The organism is Microbacterium sp. STRO-1N (assembly GCF_057748015.1).
On the sequence record NZ_CM173234.1, the window covers coordinates 1,076,874 to 1,096,574 of the forward strand.

General features: G+C 70.3%; 16 protein-coding genes. 12 read left to right on the plus strand and 4 right to left on the minus strand.

Features of this window, described 5'->3' with window-relative positions:
* Nucleotides 1–7: 7 nt before the first annotated feature.
* The 3 genes from AC3ANJ_RS05030 to AC3ANJ_RS05040 are packed head-to-tail and all read right to left on the minus strand — an operon-like array spanning nucleotide 8 to nucleotide 3,995.
* Nucleotides 8–610 (minus strand): YesL family protein, encoded by a 603-nt coding sequence (locus AC3ANJ_RS05030; RefSeq protein ID WP_488318514.1) that lies wholly within the window; start codon nucleotides 608–610, stop codon nucleotides 8–10.
* A complete protein-coding gene (locus tag AC3ANJ_RS05035) occupies nucleotides 607–1,608 on the minus strand; it encodes a LacI family DNA-binding transcriptional regulator (protein WP_488318515.1) in 1,002 nt (333 codons plus the stop codon). The genes AC3ANJ_RS05030 and AC3ANJ_RS05035 overlap by 4 nt, the downstream gene beginning before the upstream one ends.
* Entirely contained in the window at nucleotides 1,602–3,995 is a 2,394-nt protein-coding gene (locus AC3ANJ_RS05040) for a glycosyl hydrolase family 95 catalytic domain-containing protein (protein WP_488319231.1), read from the minus strand. The genes AC3ANJ_RS05035 and AC3ANJ_RS05040 overlap by 7 nt, the downstream gene beginning before the upstream one ends.
* 69 nt (nucleotides 3,996–4,064) lie before the next feature.
* Here AC3ANJ_RS05040 and AC3ANJ_RS05045 point away from each other — a divergent pair, with 69 nt between their 5' ends.
* Genes AC3ANJ_RS05045 through glmS form a run of 5 tightly spaced genes read left to right on the plus strand, consistent with a single transcriptional unit; the run spans nucleotide 4,065 to nucleotide 13,814 of the window.
* Nucleotides 4,065–6,119 (plus strand): beta-galactosidase, encoded by a 2,055-nt coding sequence (locus AC3ANJ_RS05045; protein ID WP_488318516.1) that lies wholly within the window; start codon nucleotides 4,065–4,067, stop codon nucleotides 6,117–6,119.
* A complete protein-coding gene (gene yicI / locus AC3ANJ_RS05050) occupies nucleotides 6,116–8,437 on the plus strand; it encodes an alpha-xylosidase (RefSeq protein WP_488318517.1) in 2,322 nt (773 codons plus the stop codon). The genes AC3ANJ_RS05045 and yicI overlap by 4 nt, the downstream gene beginning before the upstream one ends.
* Nucleotides 8,437–10,926 carry a glycoside hydrolase family 3 C-terminal domain-containing protein gene (locus tag AC3ANJ_RS05055; RefSeq protein ID WP_488318518.1) on the plus strand — a complete coding sequence of 830 codons (2,490 nt, stop codon included), beginning with the start codon at nucleotides 8,437–8,439 and terminating at the stop codon, nucleotides 10,924–10,926. The genes yicI and AC3ANJ_RS05055 overlap by 1 nt, the downstream gene beginning before the upstream one ends.
* A 26-nt stretch (nucleotides 10,927–10,952) precedes the next feature.
* The gene (coaA, locus tag AC3ANJ_RS05060; RefSeq protein WP_406246347.1) at nucleotides 10,953–11,906 is read left to right on the plus strand and encodes a type I pantothenate kinase; all 954 of its coding nucleotides are present in this window, start codon (nucleotides 10,953–10,955) and stop codon (nucleotides 11,904–11,906) included.
* A 60-nt stretch (nucleotides 11,907–11,966) separates the two neighbouring features.
* A complete protein-coding gene (gene glmS / locus AC3ANJ_RS05065; RefSeq protein WP_488318519.1) occupies nucleotides 11,967–13,814 on the plus strand; it encodes a glutamine--fructose-6-phosphate transaminase (isomerizing) in 1,848 nt (615 codons plus the stop codon).
* Nucleotides 13,815–13,965: 151 nt separating this feature from the next.
* Here glmS and AC3ANJ_RS05070 read toward each other — a convergent pair whose 3' ends face one another.
* Nucleotides 13,966–14,793, minus strand: a complete 828-nt coding sequence (locus AC3ANJ_RS05070) for a DUF559 domain-containing protein (protein ID WP_488318520.1) — start codon at nucleotides 14,791–14,793, stop codon at nucleotides 13,966–13,968.
* Nucleotides 14,794–15,014: 221 nt separating this feature from the next.
* Between AC3ANJ_RS05070 and AC3ANJ_RS05075 the strand changes: the two genes are divergently transcribed.
* Genes AC3ANJ_RS05075 through AC3ANJ_RS05105 form a run of 7 tightly spaced genes read left to right on the plus strand, consistent with a single transcriptional unit; the run spans nucleotide 15,015 to nucleotide 19,700 of the window.
* On the plus strand, nucleotides 15,015–15,374 hold the full coding sequence (locus AC3ANJ_RS05075) for a holo-ACP synthase (RefSeq protein ID WP_488318521.1): 360 nt from the start codon (nucleotides 15,015–15,017) through the stop codon (nucleotides 15,372–15,374).
* Entirely contained in the window at nucleotides 15,371–16,477 is a 1,107-nt protein-coding gene (alr, locus tag AC3ANJ_RS05080) for an alanine racemase (protein WP_488318522.1), read from the plus strand. Before AC3ANJ_RS05075 ends, alr begins: the two co-directional genes overlap by 4 nt.
* Nucleotides 16,474–16,956, plus strand: a complete 483-nt coding sequence (gene tsaE, locus AC3ANJ_RS05085) for a tRNA (adenosine(37)-N6)-threonylcarbamoyltransferase complex ATPase subunit type 1 TsaE (protein WP_488318523.1) — start codon at nucleotides 16,474–16,476, stop codon at nucleotides 16,954–16,956. Before alr ends, tsaE begins: the two co-directional genes overlap by 4 nt.
* A gap of 29 nt (nucleotides 16,957–16,985) precedes the next feature.
* The gene (tsaB, locus tag AC3ANJ_RS05090) at nucleotides 16,986–17,609 is read left to right on the plus strand and encodes a tRNA (adenosine(37)-N6)-threonylcarbamoyltransferase complex dimerization subunit type 1 TsaB (RefSeq protein ID WP_488318524.1); all 624 of its coding nucleotides are present in this window, start codon (nucleotides 16,986–16,988) and stop codon (nucleotides 17,607–17,609) included.
* The gene (gene rimI / locus AC3ANJ_RS05095; RefSeq protein ID WP_488318525.1) at nucleotides 17,606–18,181 is read left to right on the plus strand and encodes a ribosomal protein S18-alanine N-acetyltransferase; all 576 of its coding nucleotides are present in this window, start codon (nucleotides 17,606–17,608) and stop codon (nucleotides 18,179–18,181) included. Before tsaB ends, rimI begins: the two co-directional genes overlap by 4 nt.
* Entirely contained in the window at nucleotides 18,178–19,251 is a 1,074-nt protein-coding gene (gene tsaD, locus AC3ANJ_RS05100; protein WP_488318526.1) for a tRNA (adenosine(37)-N6)-threonylcarbamoyltransferase complex transferase subunit TsaD, read from the plus strand. Before rimI ends, tsaD begins: the two co-directional genes overlap by 4 nt.
* Complete coding sequence (locus AC3ANJ_RS05105; protein ID WP_488318527.1) at nucleotides 19,248–19,700, plus strand: hypothetical protein; 453 nt, start codon at nucleotides 19,248–19,250, stop codon at nucleotides 19,698–19,700. The genes tsaD and AC3ANJ_RS05105 overlap by 4 nt, the downstream gene beginning before the upstream one ends.
* The last annotated feature ends 1 nt before the right edge of the window (nucleotide 19,701 follow it).

A 19,701-nucleotide genomic window follows, 5' to 3' on the forward strand; every position in this document is an offset into this window, starting at 1 on the left:
GCGTGCGTCAGCCGCGGCGGGCGAAGACGCTGCGGAACAGGAAAGCCGTCGCGTACGCGCCGATGGAGAACCCGATCGTGACCAGGACGACGCCGAACATCGGGAACACGATGGTGATGCACACCAGGGCGATCGGGATGAGCAGGATGCCGAATGTGCGCACCGGCTCGGCGGCGGGCAGCAGGAGCGCGTTCTTGAGCGTCTGACGCACCGTCGTCGTGAACACGGCGGTGAGTGCCATCGCGAACAGGAAGGCGGCGAACAGGTAGATCGCGGCGATGGTCGCCACGATGGTCGCGGCGCCCGCCAGCAGGCTCGGGTGGGACGCCCAGAACACTGCGCTCGCGGCCAGCAACAGCATCGGAACGCCGAGGATCAACCCGAGCAGGCTGGCGCGCACGACGTTGCGGCCGAACGCGGGGAAGAAGTCCTTCACCGGTCGGCCGCTCTCGTCGTCGGAGTAGCGGATCATCACCTCGTACAGCGCGCTCGTCGCCGCCGGGATCGTCACGATCGGAATGCACGACGCGAGGTACATCACGTTCAGGGCGATGAACCCGAGGAACGACGACATCCCCTGGAGAGATCGGCTCTCCGGGTCGATCTTCATGATGCGGAGGCGGATGCCGCGGCATCCGAAGCGGATTCGAGACGGGGAGCGAGCAGCTGGACGGGCGGCAGATCGCGGCCCTCGAGCAGCTGCAGGATCGCGCGGGTCGCGCTGACGCCGAGCTCCTCGGCGGGGACGTCGATGCTGTCGGTGAGCGTCGGGACGGTTCGGGCGACGTTCGCCGGGCACAGTGCGATCACGTCCAGCTCGCGGCCGTCGATGCCCGAGCCGAGGCGACCCGCGACGTACGGCAGCGCGCCCTCGTTGTGGAACAGGATGCCCGTGACATCGGGGCGTTCGGTGAGGATCGCGTCGACGGCGGCGACGGACTCCTGGCTGCTCGGGCAGGCATGCACCCCGGCATCCAGTCCGAGCTCCTCCGCGGCCGTGAGGAAGCCGCGATTCAGACGATCCGCGTACGACGTATGCCGCGCCATGACCTCCTCCGGAGCGCCGATGAGCGCGACGTGCGTGTGGCCGAGTTCGGCGAGGCGGGACGCGGCGAGGCGGCCGGCAGCCTCGAAGTCGAAGTCGACGCACGCGATCCCGTCCGCACCCGCGGGGAGGCCGATCAGCAGAGCGGGCGTCTCGAGCTCCTCGAGAGTCGCGATGCGCGGGTCGTCGGATTCGATGTCCATGACCAGCAGCGCGTCGACCATGGAGGCGCGCGCCGCGCGACTGAGGCCGGCTGCGTCGTCGCTCGTGAGCAGCAGGATGTCGTACTGGTTGGCTCTGGCCTCGCGCACGACGCCGGCGACGATCTCCATCACGACGTGCACGTCGACGCCGGCGCGCAGCGGCGCCTGCAGCCCGATGACGTTCGTCGACCGAGAAGCCAGCGAACGGGCGCTGGCGTGCGGGCTGTACTTCAGGTCGGCGATGGCCTGCTCGACGCGGTCCCTGGTCTCCTGCGAGATGGTCCGCTTGCCGCTCATCACATAGGACACGGTGGAAATCGACACGCCCGCGGCGCGTGCGACCTCGGCGATCGTCACCATCTCGGCTCCTTCGGCTCGATGATCGTCTCTTCTCCCGGCTGAAGCGTCAGGGTGGTCTCGTCGATGCCGGGGCCCGAGATCACGACAGCGCGCGCGGTGTCAGAGCGCAATCGTACCCGGGCGACGCGGTGCTGCTCCCACGTCAGTGCGAGCTGCACGCCTCCGCGAGCGCGCAGCCCGTGGACGGCGCCATCGGCCCACGCGGGCGGCAGGGCGGGCAGGACGCGGATGATCGTGTGCTCGGCATCGCCGGCGTGGGACTGCACGAGCGCTTCGGCGATGCCGGCGGTGAGGCCGAGATTCCCGTCGATCTGGAACGGCGGGTGGGCGCTGAACAGGTTGTCGTAGACGCCGCCGCGCTGACCGTGGGCATCCTGCGCCGGGCGCAAAGACATCAGGATCTGGTCGTGCACGCGCTCGCCGTCGCCGAGCCGCGCCCACATCGACATCCGCCACGCGAGCGCCCAGCCGGTGGACTCCGCCCCGCGCGCCAGAATGGCCTCCGCGGCGGCCTCTGCCAGCTCGGGGGTGCCGTCCGGCGTGATGGCGGCGAGCGGGTACAGTCCCACCAGATGGGACAGATGCCGGTGCAACGGCTCGGCATCCGGGAGATCGCGGTCCCACTCCGCGAGACGTCCGTCCGGCATGACGCGCAGTTCGGGCAGCAGCGCCGTCACCTGCGCGAGCTCGCCGAGCCAGTCGGGGGAGAGGCCGAGCGCAGCGGCCGCCTTCGCGCACACGGCGGAGAGCTCTCGGAGCAGCGTGACGTCCATCGTGGTGGATTCGCCGAGTGCTCGCGGCACGCCGGCATCGTCGAGGTAGCGGTTCTCGGGAGAGGTGGACGGGCTCGTCCAGGCCCGAGTGCCGTCGGTGCGGATCCAGCTCAGTGCGAAGCGCGCGGAGCCCTCGAGCACGGGCCAGATCTCGGCCCGCAGACGCTCGACATCGACGTCGAACGTGAACGCGTCCCACAGCTGCAGGCTGAGCCACACGCCGCCCAGCGGCCAGAATGCCCACGACGGGTCGCCGGAGCCGCCTCCGACCGGAGCGGCGTGGCCCCAGGCATCCGAGTTGTGGTGCATCGTCCAGCCGTCGGCGCCGTGCAGCTCTCGGGCGACGACGGGACCCGTGGTCGCGGCGACCCGGCCGACGAAGGCCCGCAGCGGCTCGAGGCACTCCGGCAGACCGGTCACGTCCGCCGGCCAGTACGCCATCTCGAGGTTGATGTTCGAGGTGTACGCGCTCGACCACGGAGCGGGCAGCTCCGCGTTCCAGATGCCCTGCAGCGTCAGCGGAATCGCGGCGCGGCGCGACGACGAGATGAGCAGATAGCGACCGTAGTGGAATGCGAGTGCGGCGAGGCCCTCGTCCGGTCGGGTCTGCGCGAGCGCGATCCGCTCGTCGACAGGCAGGCCGGCCGCACCCGGTGCCGACGGCAGCTCGAGCGCGCACCTCGCGTAGAGCTCCCGGTGCGCGCCGATGTGCTTCTCCCGCAATTCCTCGGCACCGGATGCCGTGGTGACAGCGGCCCGTTGGATCGCTCCGCGGGCATCGACGGGCTCGTCGGGGAGCCCCGGCGCGGTGGCCGTGCCGATCAGCAGCAGGTGCTCGCGCGCGGCATCCGTGGTGAGGATGCCGTCGTCCGCCGTCGCTGCGACGGCCGAGTGGATCGAGATCGCCGCCGTGCGTCCGAGAGCCTCGTCGTACCGGACGGGCTCCGCGGCGTGCGCGTGCCCAGGCGCAACATCGATCGGGAGATGCCACTCGATGCCGAGTGCGCCGTCGGCGTGCTCTGTCCTGCGCAGGCGGAGCAGGCCGTCGGCCGAGACGCGCAGGCGGACCGGCTGCTCGGCGACGATGCGGTGCACGATCGCGCCGACCGCGGCATCCGCCCAGGTCTCGTGCCGGATGCGGCCGGCATCCGAGGCGTACTCGTGCGATGCGATGGCCGTGCGCAGGTCCAGGGCGCGCTGCAGGCTCGCGCTGTCGCCGGTGACGTCCACGACGTCGATGTCGACGTGGCCCAGCGGCATGAACGCCTGCGACCACGGGGTCTGCTGGCGCTGCACCAGGCGTTCCGCCTCGTCGCCCTCGCCGCGGGCGATCGCCGCGCGTGCGGCCTCGAGCACGGCGGGGTCCCGATCCTCGACACCTGCCAGCGGGTCCGCGCCCTGGGCGCCAGACCAGGCCGTGATGTCGTTGAGGTGCAGGCGCTCGGCGCCGACGCGACCTTCGCACATGGCCCCGCGGATGCCATCGCCCACCGGGAACGCCGCGGTCCACCGCTCGGCGGGGCGGTCGAGCCGCAGCAGGTGGAGGGCGTCTGCGGCCTCGACGTGTCGGTCGTGGTGAGAAGTGTGGAGGGCGTCTGCGGCCTCGATGGACATCGGCACGTTGGCTAGTATATGGTCTCGTTGTTGAAACGCTTCGACAACTCGATCCAGAACCGGAAAACCATGTCAACGACGACCGCGCCCCGCCGCGCATTCGACGCGCTCATCGCCGAGCGCGGCCTCGGCTTCGGCGGGGACTACAACCCCGAGCAGTGGTCCCCCGAGGTGTGGCGCGAAGATGTCGCGTTCATGCAGCAGGCAGGCGTGAACCTCGTCACGGTCGGCGTCTTCAGCTGGGCGATGATCGAGCCGGTACCCGGTGCACGCGAGTGGGGCTGGCTGGACGAGGTGCTCGATCTGCTGCACGCGGGCGGCATCGCCGTCGACCTCGCATCGCCGGTCGCGTCGCCGCCGCCGTGGCTCGGCATCCGCCACCCCGAGACGCTGCCGGTCGATCGCAACGGCGTGCGTCTGATCCCCGGATCGCGCAACCAGTTCTCGCCCGCGTCCCTGGTCTACCGCGAGCACGCGGCCGCCATCACGCGCGATCTCGCCGAGCGGTACGCGGACCACCCCGCCGTGCGGATGTGGCACATCGGCAACGAATACGGCCAAGTCGATCACGGCGACGAGGCGGCGCGGGAGTTCCGGCTCTGGCTGCATCGCCGCTACGGCTCGATCGAGGCTCTCAACGACGCATGGGGCACGGCGTTCTGGTCTCAGCGCTACGCCTCCTTCGACGAGATCCTGCCGCCGCGGCGCATGCCGTATCTGGTGAACCCGACCCAGTCGCTGGACTTCCGCCGGTACAGCTCGGATCAGCTGCTGGAGTGCTACCGCGAGCTGCGGGACGTCATCCGCGACGCGGGTGCCACCCAGCCCATCACGACGAACTTCATGGGCTTCCACGCGCTCACCGATTACTGGTCGTGGGCGGACGAGGTCGACGTCGTCTCCGACGATCAGTACCCCGACCCCGCTTCGCCGCAGGCGCCGGCCGACATCGCGCTCGTGCAGGACCTCATGCGCTCGCTCGGCGACGGGCGGTCGTGGGTGCTCATGGAGCAGGCGATCAGCGCGACGTCCTGGCGGGAGCACAACCTGCCGAAGTCACCGCTGCGCGCACGCCGTGATTCGCTGCAGGCCGTCGCCCGCGGCGCCGATGCGGTCTGCTACTTCCAGTGGCGTCAGGCCAGGGCCGGCGCCGAGCGCTTCCACTCCGCGATGCTTCCGCACGCGGGGGCCGACTCCGACGTCTTCCGCGGTGTGTGCCGCCAGGGCGAGGACCTGAAGAAGCTGTCCTCCGTCGCGGGCACCGGCGTCTCGGCAGAGGTGGCGATCCTGTTCGACTGGTCGTCCTGGTGGGCCGGCGAGGAGCCGGCGCGGCCGACCGAACGCCTGCGCACGATGACCGAGATCACGCGCTGGTACCGCGAGCTGTGGCGACGCGGTGTCGCCGCCGACGTGGTGTCGGCGGCATCCGACCTGGTCGGCTACCGGACGATCCTCGTCCCGCACTCCTACATCGTGACGCCTGCGACAGTCGAGGCGCTGGGCGCAGCCGTCGAGGCCGGCGCGCAGGTCGTCGTCGGACCGTTCAGCGGGGTCGCGGACGAGAACGCGCAGGTGCTCACCGGCCGTTCGCCGGTTCTGCTGCGGGGCCTCCTCGGGGCGAGCTCCGAGGAGTGGGGCGCCGTGCCGGACGCCGGCAGCCCGCTGGTCGCGGACGAGCGGTGGGATGCCGGTCGCACCGTCGTTCAGCCGTCGGCGAGCATCCTCGCCGAGCGCCTGCGCGCCGACGGGGCCGAGGTCCTGGCGCGCCACTCCCGCCGCGAGCTCGAGGGCGTTCCCGCGATCACCCGGCACGCGGTCGGCGCCGGAGCGGCCTGGTACCTGGGCGCGGTGGTGGACGACGACACGCTTTCGGCTCTGCTCGGCGACGTGCTCGCGGCGGCCGGTGTCGTCGACGCGTTCGGCGCCCCTGCGGGCATCCTGCCGGACGGCCTCGAGGCGGTCCGCCGCGGGGACGTCCTGTTCCTGCTGAACCACGCGGACGCACCCATGGACATCGCGGTGGACGGGGCGCACATCGACCTGCTCACCGGAGAAGAGACGAACGGCTCCGTCGGCATCGCGCCCGGCGAAGTGCGAGCATTGACAGAAAGGCGCACCTGGTGAAGTTCACCGATGGCTATTGGCTGACCCGACCGGGTCTGGCCCCGCTCTATGCGGCCGAGGTCGACGACATCCGCATCGACGCGGATGCCGGGACCATGACGGTCTACGCTCCGACCACCGTGATCCGCCACCGCGGCGACACGTTGAACCGGCCCATGCTGACGGTCACCTTCTCGTCCCCGGCATCCGGCGTCGTGAAGGTCCGCGTGCAGCGTCACGCCGGCCGCGCCCACGCCGGCCCCGACTTCGAGACGTTCCCCGAGGCGGGCTTCGTGCCCGCGATGTCGGTCGACGACACGCAGGGCGTGCTGGAGACCGGCGACCTGCGGGTGGTCGTCTCCCGCGACGGCGGCTGGGACGTGCGCTTCGAGCAGGACGGACGCGTGCTGACCCGATCGCTGCCGCGCTCGATCGGGCACTTCACCGCCGACGACTCGTTCCGCGCCGACGGCGGCCCTGCGACGCGTGCCGGTGACACCTGGGTGCACCAGCAGCTCTCGATCGAGCCGGGCGAGCGCGTGTTCGGATTCGGTGAGCGCTTCGGCGCGTTCGCGAAGAACGGCCAGGTCGTCGATTCCTGGAACGCCGACGGCGGCACCTCGAGCGAGCAGTCCTACAAGTCGGTGCCGTTCTACATCACCAGCCGCGGCTACGGCGTCCTGGTGGACAGCCCCGACCGGGTGTCGTTCGAGGTCGGCAGCGAGGTCAACTCGCGCGTCCAGTTCTCGGTGCCGGGCGAGACGCTGGACTACTACGTGTTCGCGGGCCCGACGCCGAAGGATGTCCTGACCCGGTACACCGCGTTCACGGGGCGCCCGGCACGGGTGCCTGCGTGGTCGTTCGGCCTGTGGCTGACGACGTCGTTCACGGCCGAGTACGACGAGGCGACAGTGAACGGCTTCATCGACGGGTTCGCCGAGCGCGACCTGCCGCTGAGCGTGTTCCACTACGACTGCTTCTGGATGCGGGAGTTCCAGTGGACCGACTTCGAGTGGGACCCGCGGATGTTCCCTGACCCGGAGGGGCAGCTCGCACGCCTGCACGAGCGCGGCCTCAAGGTCTCGGCCTGGATCAACCCCTACATCGCGCAGCGCTCGAAGCTGTTCGCCGAAGCAGCCGAGAAGGGATACCTGCTCAAGCGCACCGATGGCGGGGTCTGGCAGTGGGACCTCTGGCAGGCGGGCATGGGCATCGTGGACTTCACGAACCCGGAAGCCGCCGAATGGTATGTCGGCCACATCGAGCGCCTGATGGATCAGGGCGTCGACACCTTCAAGACGGACTTCGGCGAGCGGATCCCCGCTGAAGGCGTCGTCTGGTTCGACGGCTCGGATCCCGTCCGCATGCACAACCACTACCCGCGGCTGTACAACGAGGTCGTGTTCCGCGCGCTCGAGCGGCGTCGAGGCGCGGGGGAGGCTGTGCTGTTCGCGCGGTCGGCGACCGCCGGCACGCAGCAGTTCCCTGTGCACTGGGGCGGCGACAGCGATTCGACCTTCCTGTCGATGGCGGAGTCCCTGCGCGGAGGTCTCTCGCTCTCGATGAGCGGCTTCGGGTATTGGAGCCACGACATCGGCGGCTTCGAGGGCACGCCGGATGCCGGGCTCTTCAAGCGGTGGCTCGCGTTCGGTCTGCTGTCATCGCACTCGCGTCTGCACGGATCGAGTTCGTTCCGTGTGCCGTGGCAGTTCGACGAGGAGGCGGTGGACGTCACGCGCCTGTTCACGAAGCTGAAGATGCGCCTCATGCCCTATCTGGCCGGTGCGGCCGACCAGGCGGCGTCCTCCGGCATCCCGATGATGCGGCCGATGGTGCTGGAGTTCCCCGACGATCGCAGCGGCTTCGACGCCGACACGCAGTACATGCTCGGTGACGCCCTGCTCGTCGCCCCCGTGTTCGACGCCGACGGCCACAGCGAGTACTACCTGCCCGCAGGCCGCTGGACGTCGCTGCTGGACGGCTCCGAGGCGGATGGCCGGCGCTGGGTGCAGGAGCAGCACGACTACCTGTCGGTGCCGCTGCGCGTGCGTCCTGGCACCGTGCTCCCTTGGGGCGCCGTGGACGACCGACCCGACTACGACTGGGCGGACGGCGTCACGCTGCGCTGCTTCGCGCTTCCGGACGGGTACGACCAGGTCACCACCGTGCCCGCTCGCGACGGCACGGCCGCGACGACGTTCCGGGTCCGTCGCGACGGCGACCGGATCATCGCTTCCAGCACGGATGCCGCGGCATCCTGGTCCTTGTCGTCCGGCGCCGTGTCGGCGACCGCCGACGGAGCAGGCGAACTGCAGATCACGATCGAGGAGACCCCCTGATGCTGTTCCGCGACACGACCGCGTCCGTGGTCGACCGCGCCGCAGACCTGCTGTCTCGCCTGACGTTCGACGAGCGCCTCGCGATGCTGCACCAGGCCGCACCCGCGATCGAACGTCTGGGCGTTTCCGAGTACCGCACCGGGTGCGAGGCGCTGCACGGTGCCGCCTGGCTCGGGACGGCAACCGTCTTCCCGCAGCCGGTCGGGCTGGCGGCGACCTGGGATGCCGACCTCATCGAGCGCGTCGGCGACGTCGCCTCGACCGAGGTGCGCGCGAAGCGCGCCGAGAATCCGCTCGTGAGCCTGAACGTGTGGGCCCCGGTCGTGAACACGCTGCGTCACCCCGGCTGGGGACGCAACGAGGAGGGCTACTCCGAGGACCCGCACCTGACCGCCGCGTTCGGCACGGCGTACTCCCGCGGCCTGCGCGGACGCCACGAACGGGTCTGGAAGACGGTGCCGGCACTCAAGCACTTCCTCGCCTACAGCAACGAGACCGACCGGTCGGCGACGTCGTCGAACATGTCGCCGCGGACGCTGCACGAGGAGGAGCTGCCGGCGTTCCGCGGGCCGATCGAGGCCGAGGCCGCCGGCAGCATCATGCTCGCCTACAACCAGGTCAACGGCTCGCCGGCGCACACTCAGCCGGAACTCACCGACGAGGCGCGCAGCTGGGCGCCCGGCTCGCTGGCCATCATGTCGGACGCCGGGGCACCCACGTTCGTCGTGTCCGTCCAGGGCGCGCAGCCCGACATGGCGCACGCCGCCGCCGCGCTCGTGCGCAGCGGCATGGACTCGTTCACCGACAATGACGCGGATGCGACGCCCACGCTGACGAACCTGCGCGCCGCGCTCGAGGCCGGTCTCCTCGACGAGGCCGACATCGACCGCGCGGCGCTCCGGCTGCTCGAGATGCGGGTGCGAAGCGGGGAGTTCGACGGCGACGAGGACCCGTATGCCGGAATCGGCATGGATGACATCGACGTGCCGGCCGCGCGAGACCTGGCCCGCGAGGCCGTCGGTGCTGGGGTCGTGGTGCTGCGCAACGACGCGGGCGTCCTGCCGCTCGCGGCACCGCGGTCGATCGCCGTGGTCGGGCAGCTCGCCGATCTCGTCCTGACGGACTGGTATTCGGGGACTCCGCCGTACGCCGTCGGCGTCGCCCGCGGACTCGCCGACCGCTATCCGGATGCCGAGGTGCGCGTCGAGACGGGCGCGGACACCATCGCGCTGCGGGCCACGAGCAACGGCGCCTACGTGCGCTCCGACGAGACGGGGGCGCAGGTCGCGGCATCGGCTTCAGTGGCGTCGGACGACGCGCTGTGGGATCTGACGGACTGGGGCGACGGCATCCTCACCTTGCGGTCGCACGCGTCGGGGCGACTCCTGACCGGCGGCGCGTGGCCGATGCGCGCCGACGCGGAGCGGGTCGGCGGCTGGGTCGTGCAGGAGAGCTTCCGCAAGCACGTCCACGCGGACGGGACCTGGTCGCTGCTGCACCTCGGCTCGGGCCGCTGGGTGCGCATCTCACGCGAGGTCGGCATCGTGCTGGCCGAGGGCGTGACCCTCGATCGCGCCGAGCGCTTCGCGGTGCGCACGGTGCGCTCCGGTGCGCAGGCGGTGGCGGATGCCGCCGCATCCGCGGATCTCGCCGTCGTGGTCGTCGGCAACGATCCGCACCTCGCGGGCCGCGAGACCGAGGACCGCCCTCACCTGTATCTGCCGGAGGCGGCGACCTCGATCTGGCGCACCGCTCAGGAGACCGGCACGCCGACGATTCTCACGATCGTGTCGAGCTACCCGTACGTGCTGGGCGATGCGGCGGACGCCGCGACCGTCGTGTGGTCGAGCCATGCGGGTCAGGAGCTCGGGCACGGCATCGCCGACGTCTTCAGCGGCGACCGCGAACCCACGGGGCGTCTGGCGCAGTCGTGGCCGGCGGATCCGGCGCAGGCCGGCGACCTGTTCGACTACGACACGCAGCGGCAGCAGGCGACGTATCGGCATCAGCCCGAACCGTACGCGTTCGCGTTCGGGCACGGCCTGACCTATTCGGAGGTCGTGTACGAGGGCGTTTCGGTGTCCGCGTCCGAGGTCGGCGCGGGAGAGCCGTCGCACCGGCATCCGGCGTTCGGGGTGCAGGGGGAGGCCACCGCGACCGTGCGCGTCGCCAATCGCGGCGAGCGGGCGGCGGAGGAGCTCGTGCAGCTCTACGGGCTCGCCCCCGCCGACTTGCCGATCCCGCCGGCGCGACGCCTGCTGCTCGGCTACCGCCGGGTGCGGCTGGAGCCGGGGGAGACCGCCGAGGTGGAGATCTCGTTCCAGACTGCGCGGTTCGCGGTGTGGGATGCGGATGCACGGGTGGATGGCGCGGTCGACGACTGGTTGCACCACGGCGCGCTGCGTGTGCAGCCGGGCGAGTACCGGATCGCGGCTGGATCGTCGGCGGACGCACTGGAGGTCGTCGCGGAGCTGCGGATCGTCGACTGAGCGGCACCCGCCTGGCCGCGGATACGATGGATGCCGTGACCACCGTCGACCCCACGCTCCCGCTGTCCCCCTACCGGGAGATCGATCGCGCGGAATGGGCGCGACTCGCGGCCGATCTCGATCAGCCGCTGAGCGAGACGGAGGTCGTCGAGATCCGCGGCATCGGAGACCGACTCGACCTCACCGAGGTGCGCGAGGTGTACCTGCCGCTCAGTCGCCTGTTGAGCCTGTACGCCACGGCGACGAAGCGACTGGGGGCGGCGACGAGCGACTTCCTCCAGGAGGACGACACCACGACGCCGTTCGTCGTGGGCGTCGCCGGTTCGGTCGCGGTCGGCAAGTCGACGATCGCGCGCCTGCTGCGCGAGCTGATGAGCCGCTGGCCCGGCACACCGCGCGTGGAGCTCGTGACCACCGACGGCTTCCTGTATCCGAACGCCGAGCTCGAGCGCCGCGGACTCATGGAGCGCAAGGGCTTTCCCGAGTCCTACGACCGCCGCGCCCTGCTGTCGTTCCTCACGGAGGTGAAGTCGGGCGCCCCGGAGGTGCGCGCGCCGTTCTACTCGCACATGCGATACGACATCGTCCCCGATGCGCACGTCGTCGTCCGCCGCCCCGATGTCGTGATCGTCGAGGGGCTCAACGTGCTGCAGCCGCCGCCGGCGCCGAACGACGTCGCGGTCAGCGACCTGTTCGACTTCTCGATCTTCGTCGACGCCGACACCTCGCACATCGCGAGCTGGTACGTCGACCGCTTCCTCGCGCTCCGCCAGGGCGCGTTCAGCAATCCGTCCTCCTACTTCAACGTGTTCGCCCACCTCACGGATGAGGAAGCCGTGCAGACGGCGATGGGCTACTGGAACGACATCAACATGCCCAACCTCGTCGAGAACGTCATGCCGACCAAGCACCGAGCGACGCTCGTGCTGAACAAGGGCGCCGACCACGACGTGGAGAGCGTGCTGCTGCGCAAGCTCTGATCCGCGACGGGCACGTATTGTTCGGCACCCTCGCAAAATTCCCCGCTTACCCTTGTGAGCATGTGTGGAATCGTCGGATACGTGGGCCCGCGGCCCAGCCAGGACATCCTTCTCGCCGGCCTCGCCCGTCTCGAGTACCGCGGCTACGACTCCGCCGGCATCGCCGTCATCGATGAGAACGGCGATCTCGGCATGCGCAAGAAGGCGGGCAAGCTCGGCATGCTGCGCGACTCGCTGGGCGAAAGCCCGCTCGCGGACGGCACCACCGGCATCGGCCACACCCGCTGGGCGACGCACGGCGGTCCGACCGACGTCAACGCCCACCCGCATCTCGCCGACGACGACAAGCTGGCCGTCATCCACAACGGCATCATCGAGAACTTCTCGGTGCTGCGCGACGAGCTCCTCGCCGACGGCGTGAGCTTCCGCAGCGAGACGGACACCGAGGTCGCTGCCGCTCTCCTCGGCCGGGAGTACGCGAACAACGGCGGCGACCTGCAGCTCGCGTTCCGCAACGTCGTGAACCGTCTCGAGGGCGCGTTCACCCTGCTCGCGATGCACCAGGACCGGCCGGGTCTCGTGGTCGGCGCCCGCCGCAACTCTCCGCTGGTCATCGGCCTCGGCGAGGGCGAGAACTTCCTCGGCTCCGATGTCGCCGCGTTCGTCGAGCACACCCGCAAGGCGCTCGCGATCGGTCAGGACCAGATCGTCTCGATCACCCCCTCCGAGGTGACCGTCACCGACTTCGCCGGCACTCCGGTCGAGGCCGAGCCGTTCGACGTGTCCTGGGATGCCGCGGCCGCCGAGAAGGGCGGCTGGTCGTCGTTCATGGCCAAGGAGGTCGCCGAGCAGCCGGAGGCCGTCGCGAAGACGATCCTCGGACGCATCCAGGACGGTCAGGTGATCATCCCCGAACTGGATGGTCTGGACGAGCTCTTCACCGGCATCAACCGCGTCATCATCACCGCGTGCGGCACGGCATCGTATGCGGCCCTCGTCGGCAAGTACGCGATCGAGCAGTGGGCCCGTGTCGCCGTCGATGTCGAGCTCGCGCACGAGTTCCGCTACCGCGACCCGGTGATCGGCGAGGACACCCTCGTGGTGTCGATCAGCCAGTCCGGCGAGACGATGGACACGCTGATGGCGGTCAAGTACGCCCGCGAGCGCGGCGCGCGCACCCTGTCGATCTGCAACACGCAGGGCGCGACGATCCCGCGCGAGTCGGATGCCGTCGTCTACACGCACGCGGGTCCCGAGGTCGCGGTCGCCTCGACCAAGGCGTTCTCGGCGCAGATCACGGCACTGCTGCTGCTCGGCCTGCACATGGGTCGTGTCCGAGGCACGATGGCGGATGCCTCGACCGACGTCGCCGAGCTCCAGGCGCTGCCCGAGAAGGTCGCGAAGGTGCTCGCCGAGGAGCAGGAGCACGTCGCGCAGCTCGCCGGCTGGATGGCCGACACCCGCTCCGTGCTGTTCCTGGGTCGTCACGTCGGGTACCCGATCGCTCTCGAGGGCGCGCTCAAGCTCAAGGAGATCTCCTACATCCACGCCGAGGGCTTCGCCGCCGGCGAGCTCAAGCACGGCCCGATCGCGCTCATCGAGCCTGGGCAGCCGGTGTTCGTCCTGGTGCCGTCGCCGCGGCACTCCGCCCTGGTGCACGCCAAGGTCGTCTCGAACATCCAGGAGATCCGCGCCCGCGGTGCTCGTGTGATCGTCGTGGCCGAAGAGGGCGACGCCGCTGTGCTGCCGTTCGCGGACGAGGTCATCCGCATCCCGCTCGCCGGTGCCCTGTTCGAGCCGCTGCTCGCCGTCGTCCCGCTGCAGATCTTCGCGATGGCGCTGGCGACGGCCAAGGGTCTCGATGTCGACCAGCCGCGCAACCTGGCGAAGTCCGTCACGGTGGAGTGAGCCGGGCGGCTCGTCCGCACGCGTCATACCCGGTGCCTACGCCGGCCCAGGGGTACGGATATCGGGAAGAATCCCGGATGTCTGGCGGTTCGGCCGTGAACGCTCATGCAAGCGGGGATTCTCCATGCATTTGTGCTCGGTTCCGGCCTGGTCACGCCCGCGCGCGAGCGAGAGCAGCCGTGATCGCGGCGATGACGGTGTCCCACTCGTGGATGATGAGCGCGTAGTCGAAGCGAAGCGTCTCGTAGCCGAGGCGTGATGCGACGGCATCCCGCGACAAATCCCGATGCCGCTGCGTCGAGCTCGCATGATTCTCCTTGCCGTCCGCTTCGAGGATGATGCGGTCCTCGATCACGAAGTCGACGCGTCCGACACCGTCGATATCGACCTGTGTTCGAACCCGGATGCCGAGCAGGTGGAGCCGGAGGCGCACGAGCGATTCCAACCCGCTCTCCGCGTCGTCACGGGCGAGATCGACGAGCCATCTGGCGGATGCCGGGAGCGCTCGCCTGATGCGCGCGCGGACATCTCGCCCGATGAGCCGTCTGTTCCAGGCGGATTCGAAGGCCGCGAAGAAGAACTCTTCCCCATGGCAAGCGAACGCGTGCACCAGGGAATGCTCGACCGGCGCGACACCGAGTTTCATCGGCCCTGTCCGGAAATGCTGAATGCACGTGCACGGGGTGTGCGCGAACCGTCGCCCTCCTGCGCCAAGCCACACGTGCGGATGCTCATCGGTATCGAGCACCCAGACGGAATGCAGTCGCAACGCGGTCGAACAGGTGAGTGCGCCGCCATGCGCGGCAGCCGTCACAGCATCCTCGTCGGCGGTCCATGTGGCGAAGACGCCCGGGCGCAGTCGCCTGATCTCGCCGTTGCGAACGGCTATCGAGAGCTGCTTACGCGTGCAGCCGAATGCGCTGAGCTCTGATCCTCGGGCGATGCCGCCGTGCGCGTGTATCAACGGAGATAAGTGCATGGCTCGATCTTCCAGGCGGGCTTCTCATCGGAGCCGGAGTATCCCGGAACTGTGGACAACTTCGCGAATCGCTCGCCTGTGCAGAGCGGGTGACCGGGCACGGATGTCGGAAGGAATCCCGGTTGTCTGGCGGTTCGACCATGAACGGCCCTGCCTGCGGGGAATCTCCATGCATCCGGGCCGACCGTCAGCGGAAGCGCGTGCCCGGGTAGGCTGAATCGGTGATCATCGGGACGGGCATCGACATCGTCGACATCGCGCGCTTCGAGCGCACGATGACGCGTACACCGCGTCTGATGGAGCGTCTGTTCGCCCCGGCCGAGCGGACGCTGCGCCTGCCTTCTCTCGCTGCGCGGTATGCCGCCAAGGAGGCCCTCATCAAGGCCCTCGGCGGCTCGGACGGCGTGCGCTGGATCGACATCGAGGTCGCCTCGGAGCCCTCGGGGCGTCCGCGGTTCGACCTCAGCGGCAGCACCGCCGACGTCGTCGCGGACCGCGGCATCCTGACCCTCCATCTGTCGCTCAGCCACGACGCCGGCCTCGCGGCCGCGTTCGTCGTGGCGGAAGGAGTGCCGCTGTGACCGTTCCGTTCCGCGAGGCGAGGATCGACCTCGACGCGATCGCCGACAACGTGCGGCACCTCCGTGCGCTCACAGGCGTCGATGTCATCGCCGTCGTCAAGGCGGATGCCTATGGCCACGGAGCCGCGGCCGCGGCCGTCGCTGCGCTCTCGGGCGGCGCGAACCGCCTCGGCGTCGCGGAGATCGCCGAGGCGCTGGCTCTGCGACGACAGGGCATCCACGCGCCGATCATGGCCTGGCTGCACCAGCCGGGGGAGACGTTCGTCGAAGCCGCCGCCGCGGATGTCGAGGTCGGCATCTCGTCGTTCGATCAGCTCGAGGCCGCGGGCAATGCGGCGTCCGTCGACCGTCCCGTCGGCATCCATCTCAAGCTCGAGACCGGACTGAGCCGCAACGGGGTCGCGCCACGCGACTGGCAGCGGGTGTTCGCCGAGGCCGCGCGTCTGGAGCGCATCGGCCGCGTCCGGATCGTGGGGCTCTTCAGCCACCTCTCCAACACGTCCCCGCAGGACGACCGCACGGCGCTGGCGCGGTTCGACGAGGGCGTGCAGGCCGCGGCATCCTTCGGCATCCATGCCGAGATCCTGCACATCGCGGCCACAGCGGCGGCGATCGACCTGCCCGAGTCGCGTCTGGACGCCGTCCGCATCGGCATCGGACTCTACGGTCTGTCGCCCTTCGACGACCGCTCGTCCGGCGAACTGGGACTGCGGCCGGCGATGACGCTGCGTGCGGCCGTCGCAGCCGTGCGGCGAGTCCCTGCCGGGACCGGCGTCTCGTACGGCTACGTGCACCGCACGGACCGCGACACGACGCTCGCCCTCGTCCCCCTCGGCTACGCCGACGGCGTGCCTCGGCAGGCATCGGACCGCGGCCCGGTGACGATCGGCGGGCGACGCTTCACGGTGGCCGGACGCATCGCGATGGACCAGTTCGTCGTGGACGTCGGAGACACGCTTGTCGCCGTGGGAGACGAGGTCGTGCTGTTCGGCGACCCCACACTCGGAGTGCCGTCGGCGACGGAGTGGGCGAACGCCGCGAGCACGATCAATTACGAGATCGTCACGCGCATCGGCCCTCGGGTTCCGAGGCGGGGCGCGTGAGCCTCGATCCGGCCTTCCTCGGCCATCGCGAGATCGCCACAGCCGAGGAGATGGAGCAGCTCGGGCTCCGCATCGGCGAGCAGCTGGAGGCCGGCGACCTGATCGTCCTCACCGGGCCGCTCGGCGCGGGCAAGACCACCTTCACGCGCGGCCTCGCGGAGGGCCTCGGCGTCCGCGGACCGGTGCAGAGCCCCACCTTCGTGATCGCCAGGACGCACCCCTCGCTCGTCGGACGTGCACCGCTCGTGCACGTGGATGCCTACCGTCTCGGGTCCGCCGCCGAACTCGACGACCTCGACATCGACTTCGCGCGATCGGTGGTCGTGATCGAGTGGGGGCGCGGCATGGCGGATGCCGTGGCCGATGCCTGGTGGGACATCGAGCTCTCCCGGCCGATCGGCGGCGCCGACGGCATCGCGGACGAGGATCTGGATGCCGACGCCCCGCGTCTCGTGGAGATCACCCGCGTCGAGCGGTGACCGCTGCGGGGCCGACTACCCTGGGAAGCGTGATCCTCGCTGTCGACACCTCGCTGGGCTCGGCCGTCGCCATCGTCGACGGCGACGGAGTGCGCCTCGCCGACGCCTCCAGTCCTGATCCGCTCGGCCACGCCGAGGTCATCGGCGATCTTCTCCGTCGCGCCCTCGACGACGCGGGCCAAGGCTCCATCGAGCACGTCGTCGCCGGCATGGGGCCAGGACCCTTCACCGGTCTGCGCATCGGCATCGCCACGGCGCGCGCATTCGCGCTCGGCCGTGGCGTCGACGTCATTCCTGTTCCGAGCCACTTCGCCCCGGCGCTGACCGAGCTCGAGCGGGATGCCGAAGCCGGTCGCTTCGCGGTCATCACCGATGCCCGCCGCCGCGAGGTCGCGATCACGGTGTTCGACGGGTTCGATGCCGACGGCATCCCGAACGTCGTCGCCGACACGATCCTCGTGCCCCGTGCGGATGCCGACGCGCATCTGGACGGCATCCGCGCGGTCGAGGCGACCGGGCTGGACGGTGCGGCTCTCGCGCGCGTCGGCCTGCGGGCCCGGGGTGCGGACCGCACGCTCGCCGGCCAGGAGCCGCTGTATCTGCGGCAGCCCGACGTGACGGTGCCAGGGGCGCCGAAGAAGGTGGGCGCATGATCCGTCGTGCGACGCCTGCGGATCTCGACGCCATCATGGCGATCGAGAACGCGTCCTTCCCGACCGACGCCTGGAGCTCCGAGACCATGGCGGCCGAGCTCACCGGCGAATACAGTCACTACCTCGTCGACGAGCAGGACGGCGACATCGTCGGCTACGCCGGGTTGCGCTCGGTGCGCGGATCAGCGGATGCCGATATCCAGACGATCGCCCTGCTCGAAGCGCACCGCGGTGCAGGGCGAGGGCGCGCCCTGCTGACGGACCTGCTGACCGAGGCATCCGCACGGGGTGCCCGCGAGGTGTTCCTGGAGGTCCGCGCCGACAACCCGGGGGCTGCGGGACTCTACGCGTCGGAAGGGTTCACCGAACTGGGACGACGCCCGCGCTACTACCAGCCGGACGGCGTCGACGCGATCGTGATGCGCCTGGATCTGCGAGCATGGACGGCTCGGCATCCGAACGGGAGGACGACGCGCGAAACGGAGGACCCGAACGGGCAGACCGCTCCTCCCGATCGAGCGGACTCCTCCGGATCGGGCGACGCGGCGGCAGCGAAGGAGGCCACGGCATGAGCGAACCTCTGGTGCTCGGGATCGAGACGAGCTGCGACGAGACCGGGATCGGCATCGTCCGCGGGCGGACGCTGCTGTCGAACACGATCGCCTCGAGCATGGACGCGCACGCGCGCTACGGCGGCGTCGTGCCCGAAGTCGCGGCTCGCGCGCATCTGGAGGCGCTGCAGCCCTCGATCGAAGCCGCGCTGGCCGAGGCGCAGGTGCGCCTGGAGGATCTGGACGCCATCGCAGTCACCTCGGGGCCCGGGCTCGCCGGTGCCCTCATGGTCGGCGTCGGCGCGGCGAAGGGGCTCGCGGTCTCGCTCGACAAGCCGCTGTACGCGGTCAATCACCTCGTCGGGCACATCGCGGCCGACATCCTGACTCCGGATGCCGAGCCGCTGGAGTATCCGACCATCGCGCTGCTCGTGTCCGGCGGCCATACGTCGCTGCTGCACGTGCGCGACCTGACCACGGACGTCGAACTGCTCGGCGAGACCATGGATGATGCCGCGGGGGAGGCGTTCGACAAGGTCGCGCGCCTGCTGTCGCTGCCGTATCCGGGCGGGCCGGAGATCGACAGGGCTGCCGTCGACGGCGACCCGAAGGCGATCCGCTTCCCTCGGGGGCTCTCCCGAGCATCCGATATGGCGAAGCATCGGTACGACTTCTCGTTCTCCGGATTGAAGACCGCGGTGGCGCGGTGGGTGGAGCGCTGCGAGGCGGACGGTGCACCAGTGCCGGTCGCGGACGTGGCGGCGAGCTTCCGCGAAGCGGTCGTCGACGTGCTGGTGACCAAGGCGCTCGCCGCCTGTCAGGAGCTCGGCGTGCCGAGACTGCTGCTCGGCGGAGGCGTCATCGCCAACCGTCGCCTGCGCGAGGTCGCATTGGAGCGCGCGGAGGCCGCCGGTGTCACCGTGCGGATCCCGCCGCTGTCGCTGTGCACGGACAACGGCGCCATGATCGCGGCGCTCGCCGCGGAGCTGATCTCGTCGGGTCGCCGCCCGTCCACGCTGGCGTTCGGGGCTGATTCGACTCTGCCGGTGACCGAGATCCAGATCGCCGAACGGGCGGAGGCCGCCGCGTGAGCGCGCAGCCGGGAGAACCCCGTGTGGAGGGCGCCAGCCCCGACGTCGAGAAGCCCGCTGGTGCGGCGCGACTGCCAGGGGCGAGGCGAGAGGGGTACACGAAGCTTCCCACGGGGCCGGTCGGCATCGAACCCGTGGTCGCGAGCGGTCCGGACCCAGACGCCGTCGGATCGTGGGAGCCCAGCGTCACCGAGCCGATCGGGCAGGACAACTCGCGACTCGCGCCGTGGGCGCTGCTGGCCGCGATCGTCGCACTGGTGGCCTCCTTCTTCGTCGGCTGGGGCATCCCGGTGGCGGTCGTCGCCGTGATCGCGGCGATCATGTCGCTGCGGCGGCCGTTGGAGAGCAAGGCGATCGCGGTCTGGGCTCTCGTCCTGGGCGGCATCGCGACGATCTACAGTGCCGGCTGGCTGATCTGGGCGGCGCTGCAACCCGGGACGTTCGGGTAAT

What these genes read in the sequence shown, in the direction of transcription:
- glmS (WP_488318519.1), top strand. Translation starts at nt 11,967, where the DNA reads ATGTGTGGAATCGTCGGATACGTGGGCCCGCGGCCCAGCCAGGACATC.
- AC3ANJ_RS05070 (WP_488318520.1), bottom strand. Translation starts at nt 14,793, where the DNA reads ATGCACTTATCTCCGTTGATACACGCGCACGGCGGCATCGCCCGAGGA.
- AC3ANJ_RS05045 (WP_488318516.1), top strand. Translation starts at nt 4,065, where the DNA reads ATGTCAACGACGACCGCGCCCCGCCGCGCATTCGACGCGCTCATCGCC.
- rimI (WP_488318525.1), top strand. Translation starts at nt 17,606, where the DNA reads ATGATCCGTCGTGCGACGCCTGCGGATCTCGACGCCATCATGGCGATC.
- AC3ANJ_RS05055 (WP_488318518.1), top strand. Translation starts at nt 8,437, where the DNA reads ATGCTGTTCCGCGACACGACCGCGTCCGTGGTCGACCGCGCCGCAGAC.
- AC3ANJ_RS05030 (WP_488318514.1), bottom strand. Translation starts at nt 610, where the DNA reads ATGAAGATCGACCCGGAGAGCCGATCTCTCCAGGGGATGTCGTCGTTC.
- coaA (WP_406246347.1), top strand. Translation starts at nt 10,953, where the DNA reads ATGGATGCCGTGACCACCGTCGACCCCACGCTCCCGCTGTCCCCCTAC.
- tsaD (WP_488318526.1), top strand. Translation starts at nt 18,178, where the DNA reads ATGAGCGAACCTCTGGTGCTCGGGATCGAGACGAGCTGCGACGAGACC.
- AC3ANJ_RS05040 (WP_488319231.1), bottom strand. Translation starts at nt 3,995, where the DNA reads ATGTCCATCGAGGCCGCAGACGCCCTCCACACTTCTCACCACGACCGA.
- AC3ANJ_RS05035 (WP_488318515.1), bottom strand. Translation starts at nt 1,608, where the DNA reads ATGGTGACGATCGCCGAGGTCGCACGCGCCGCGGGCGTGTCGATTTCC.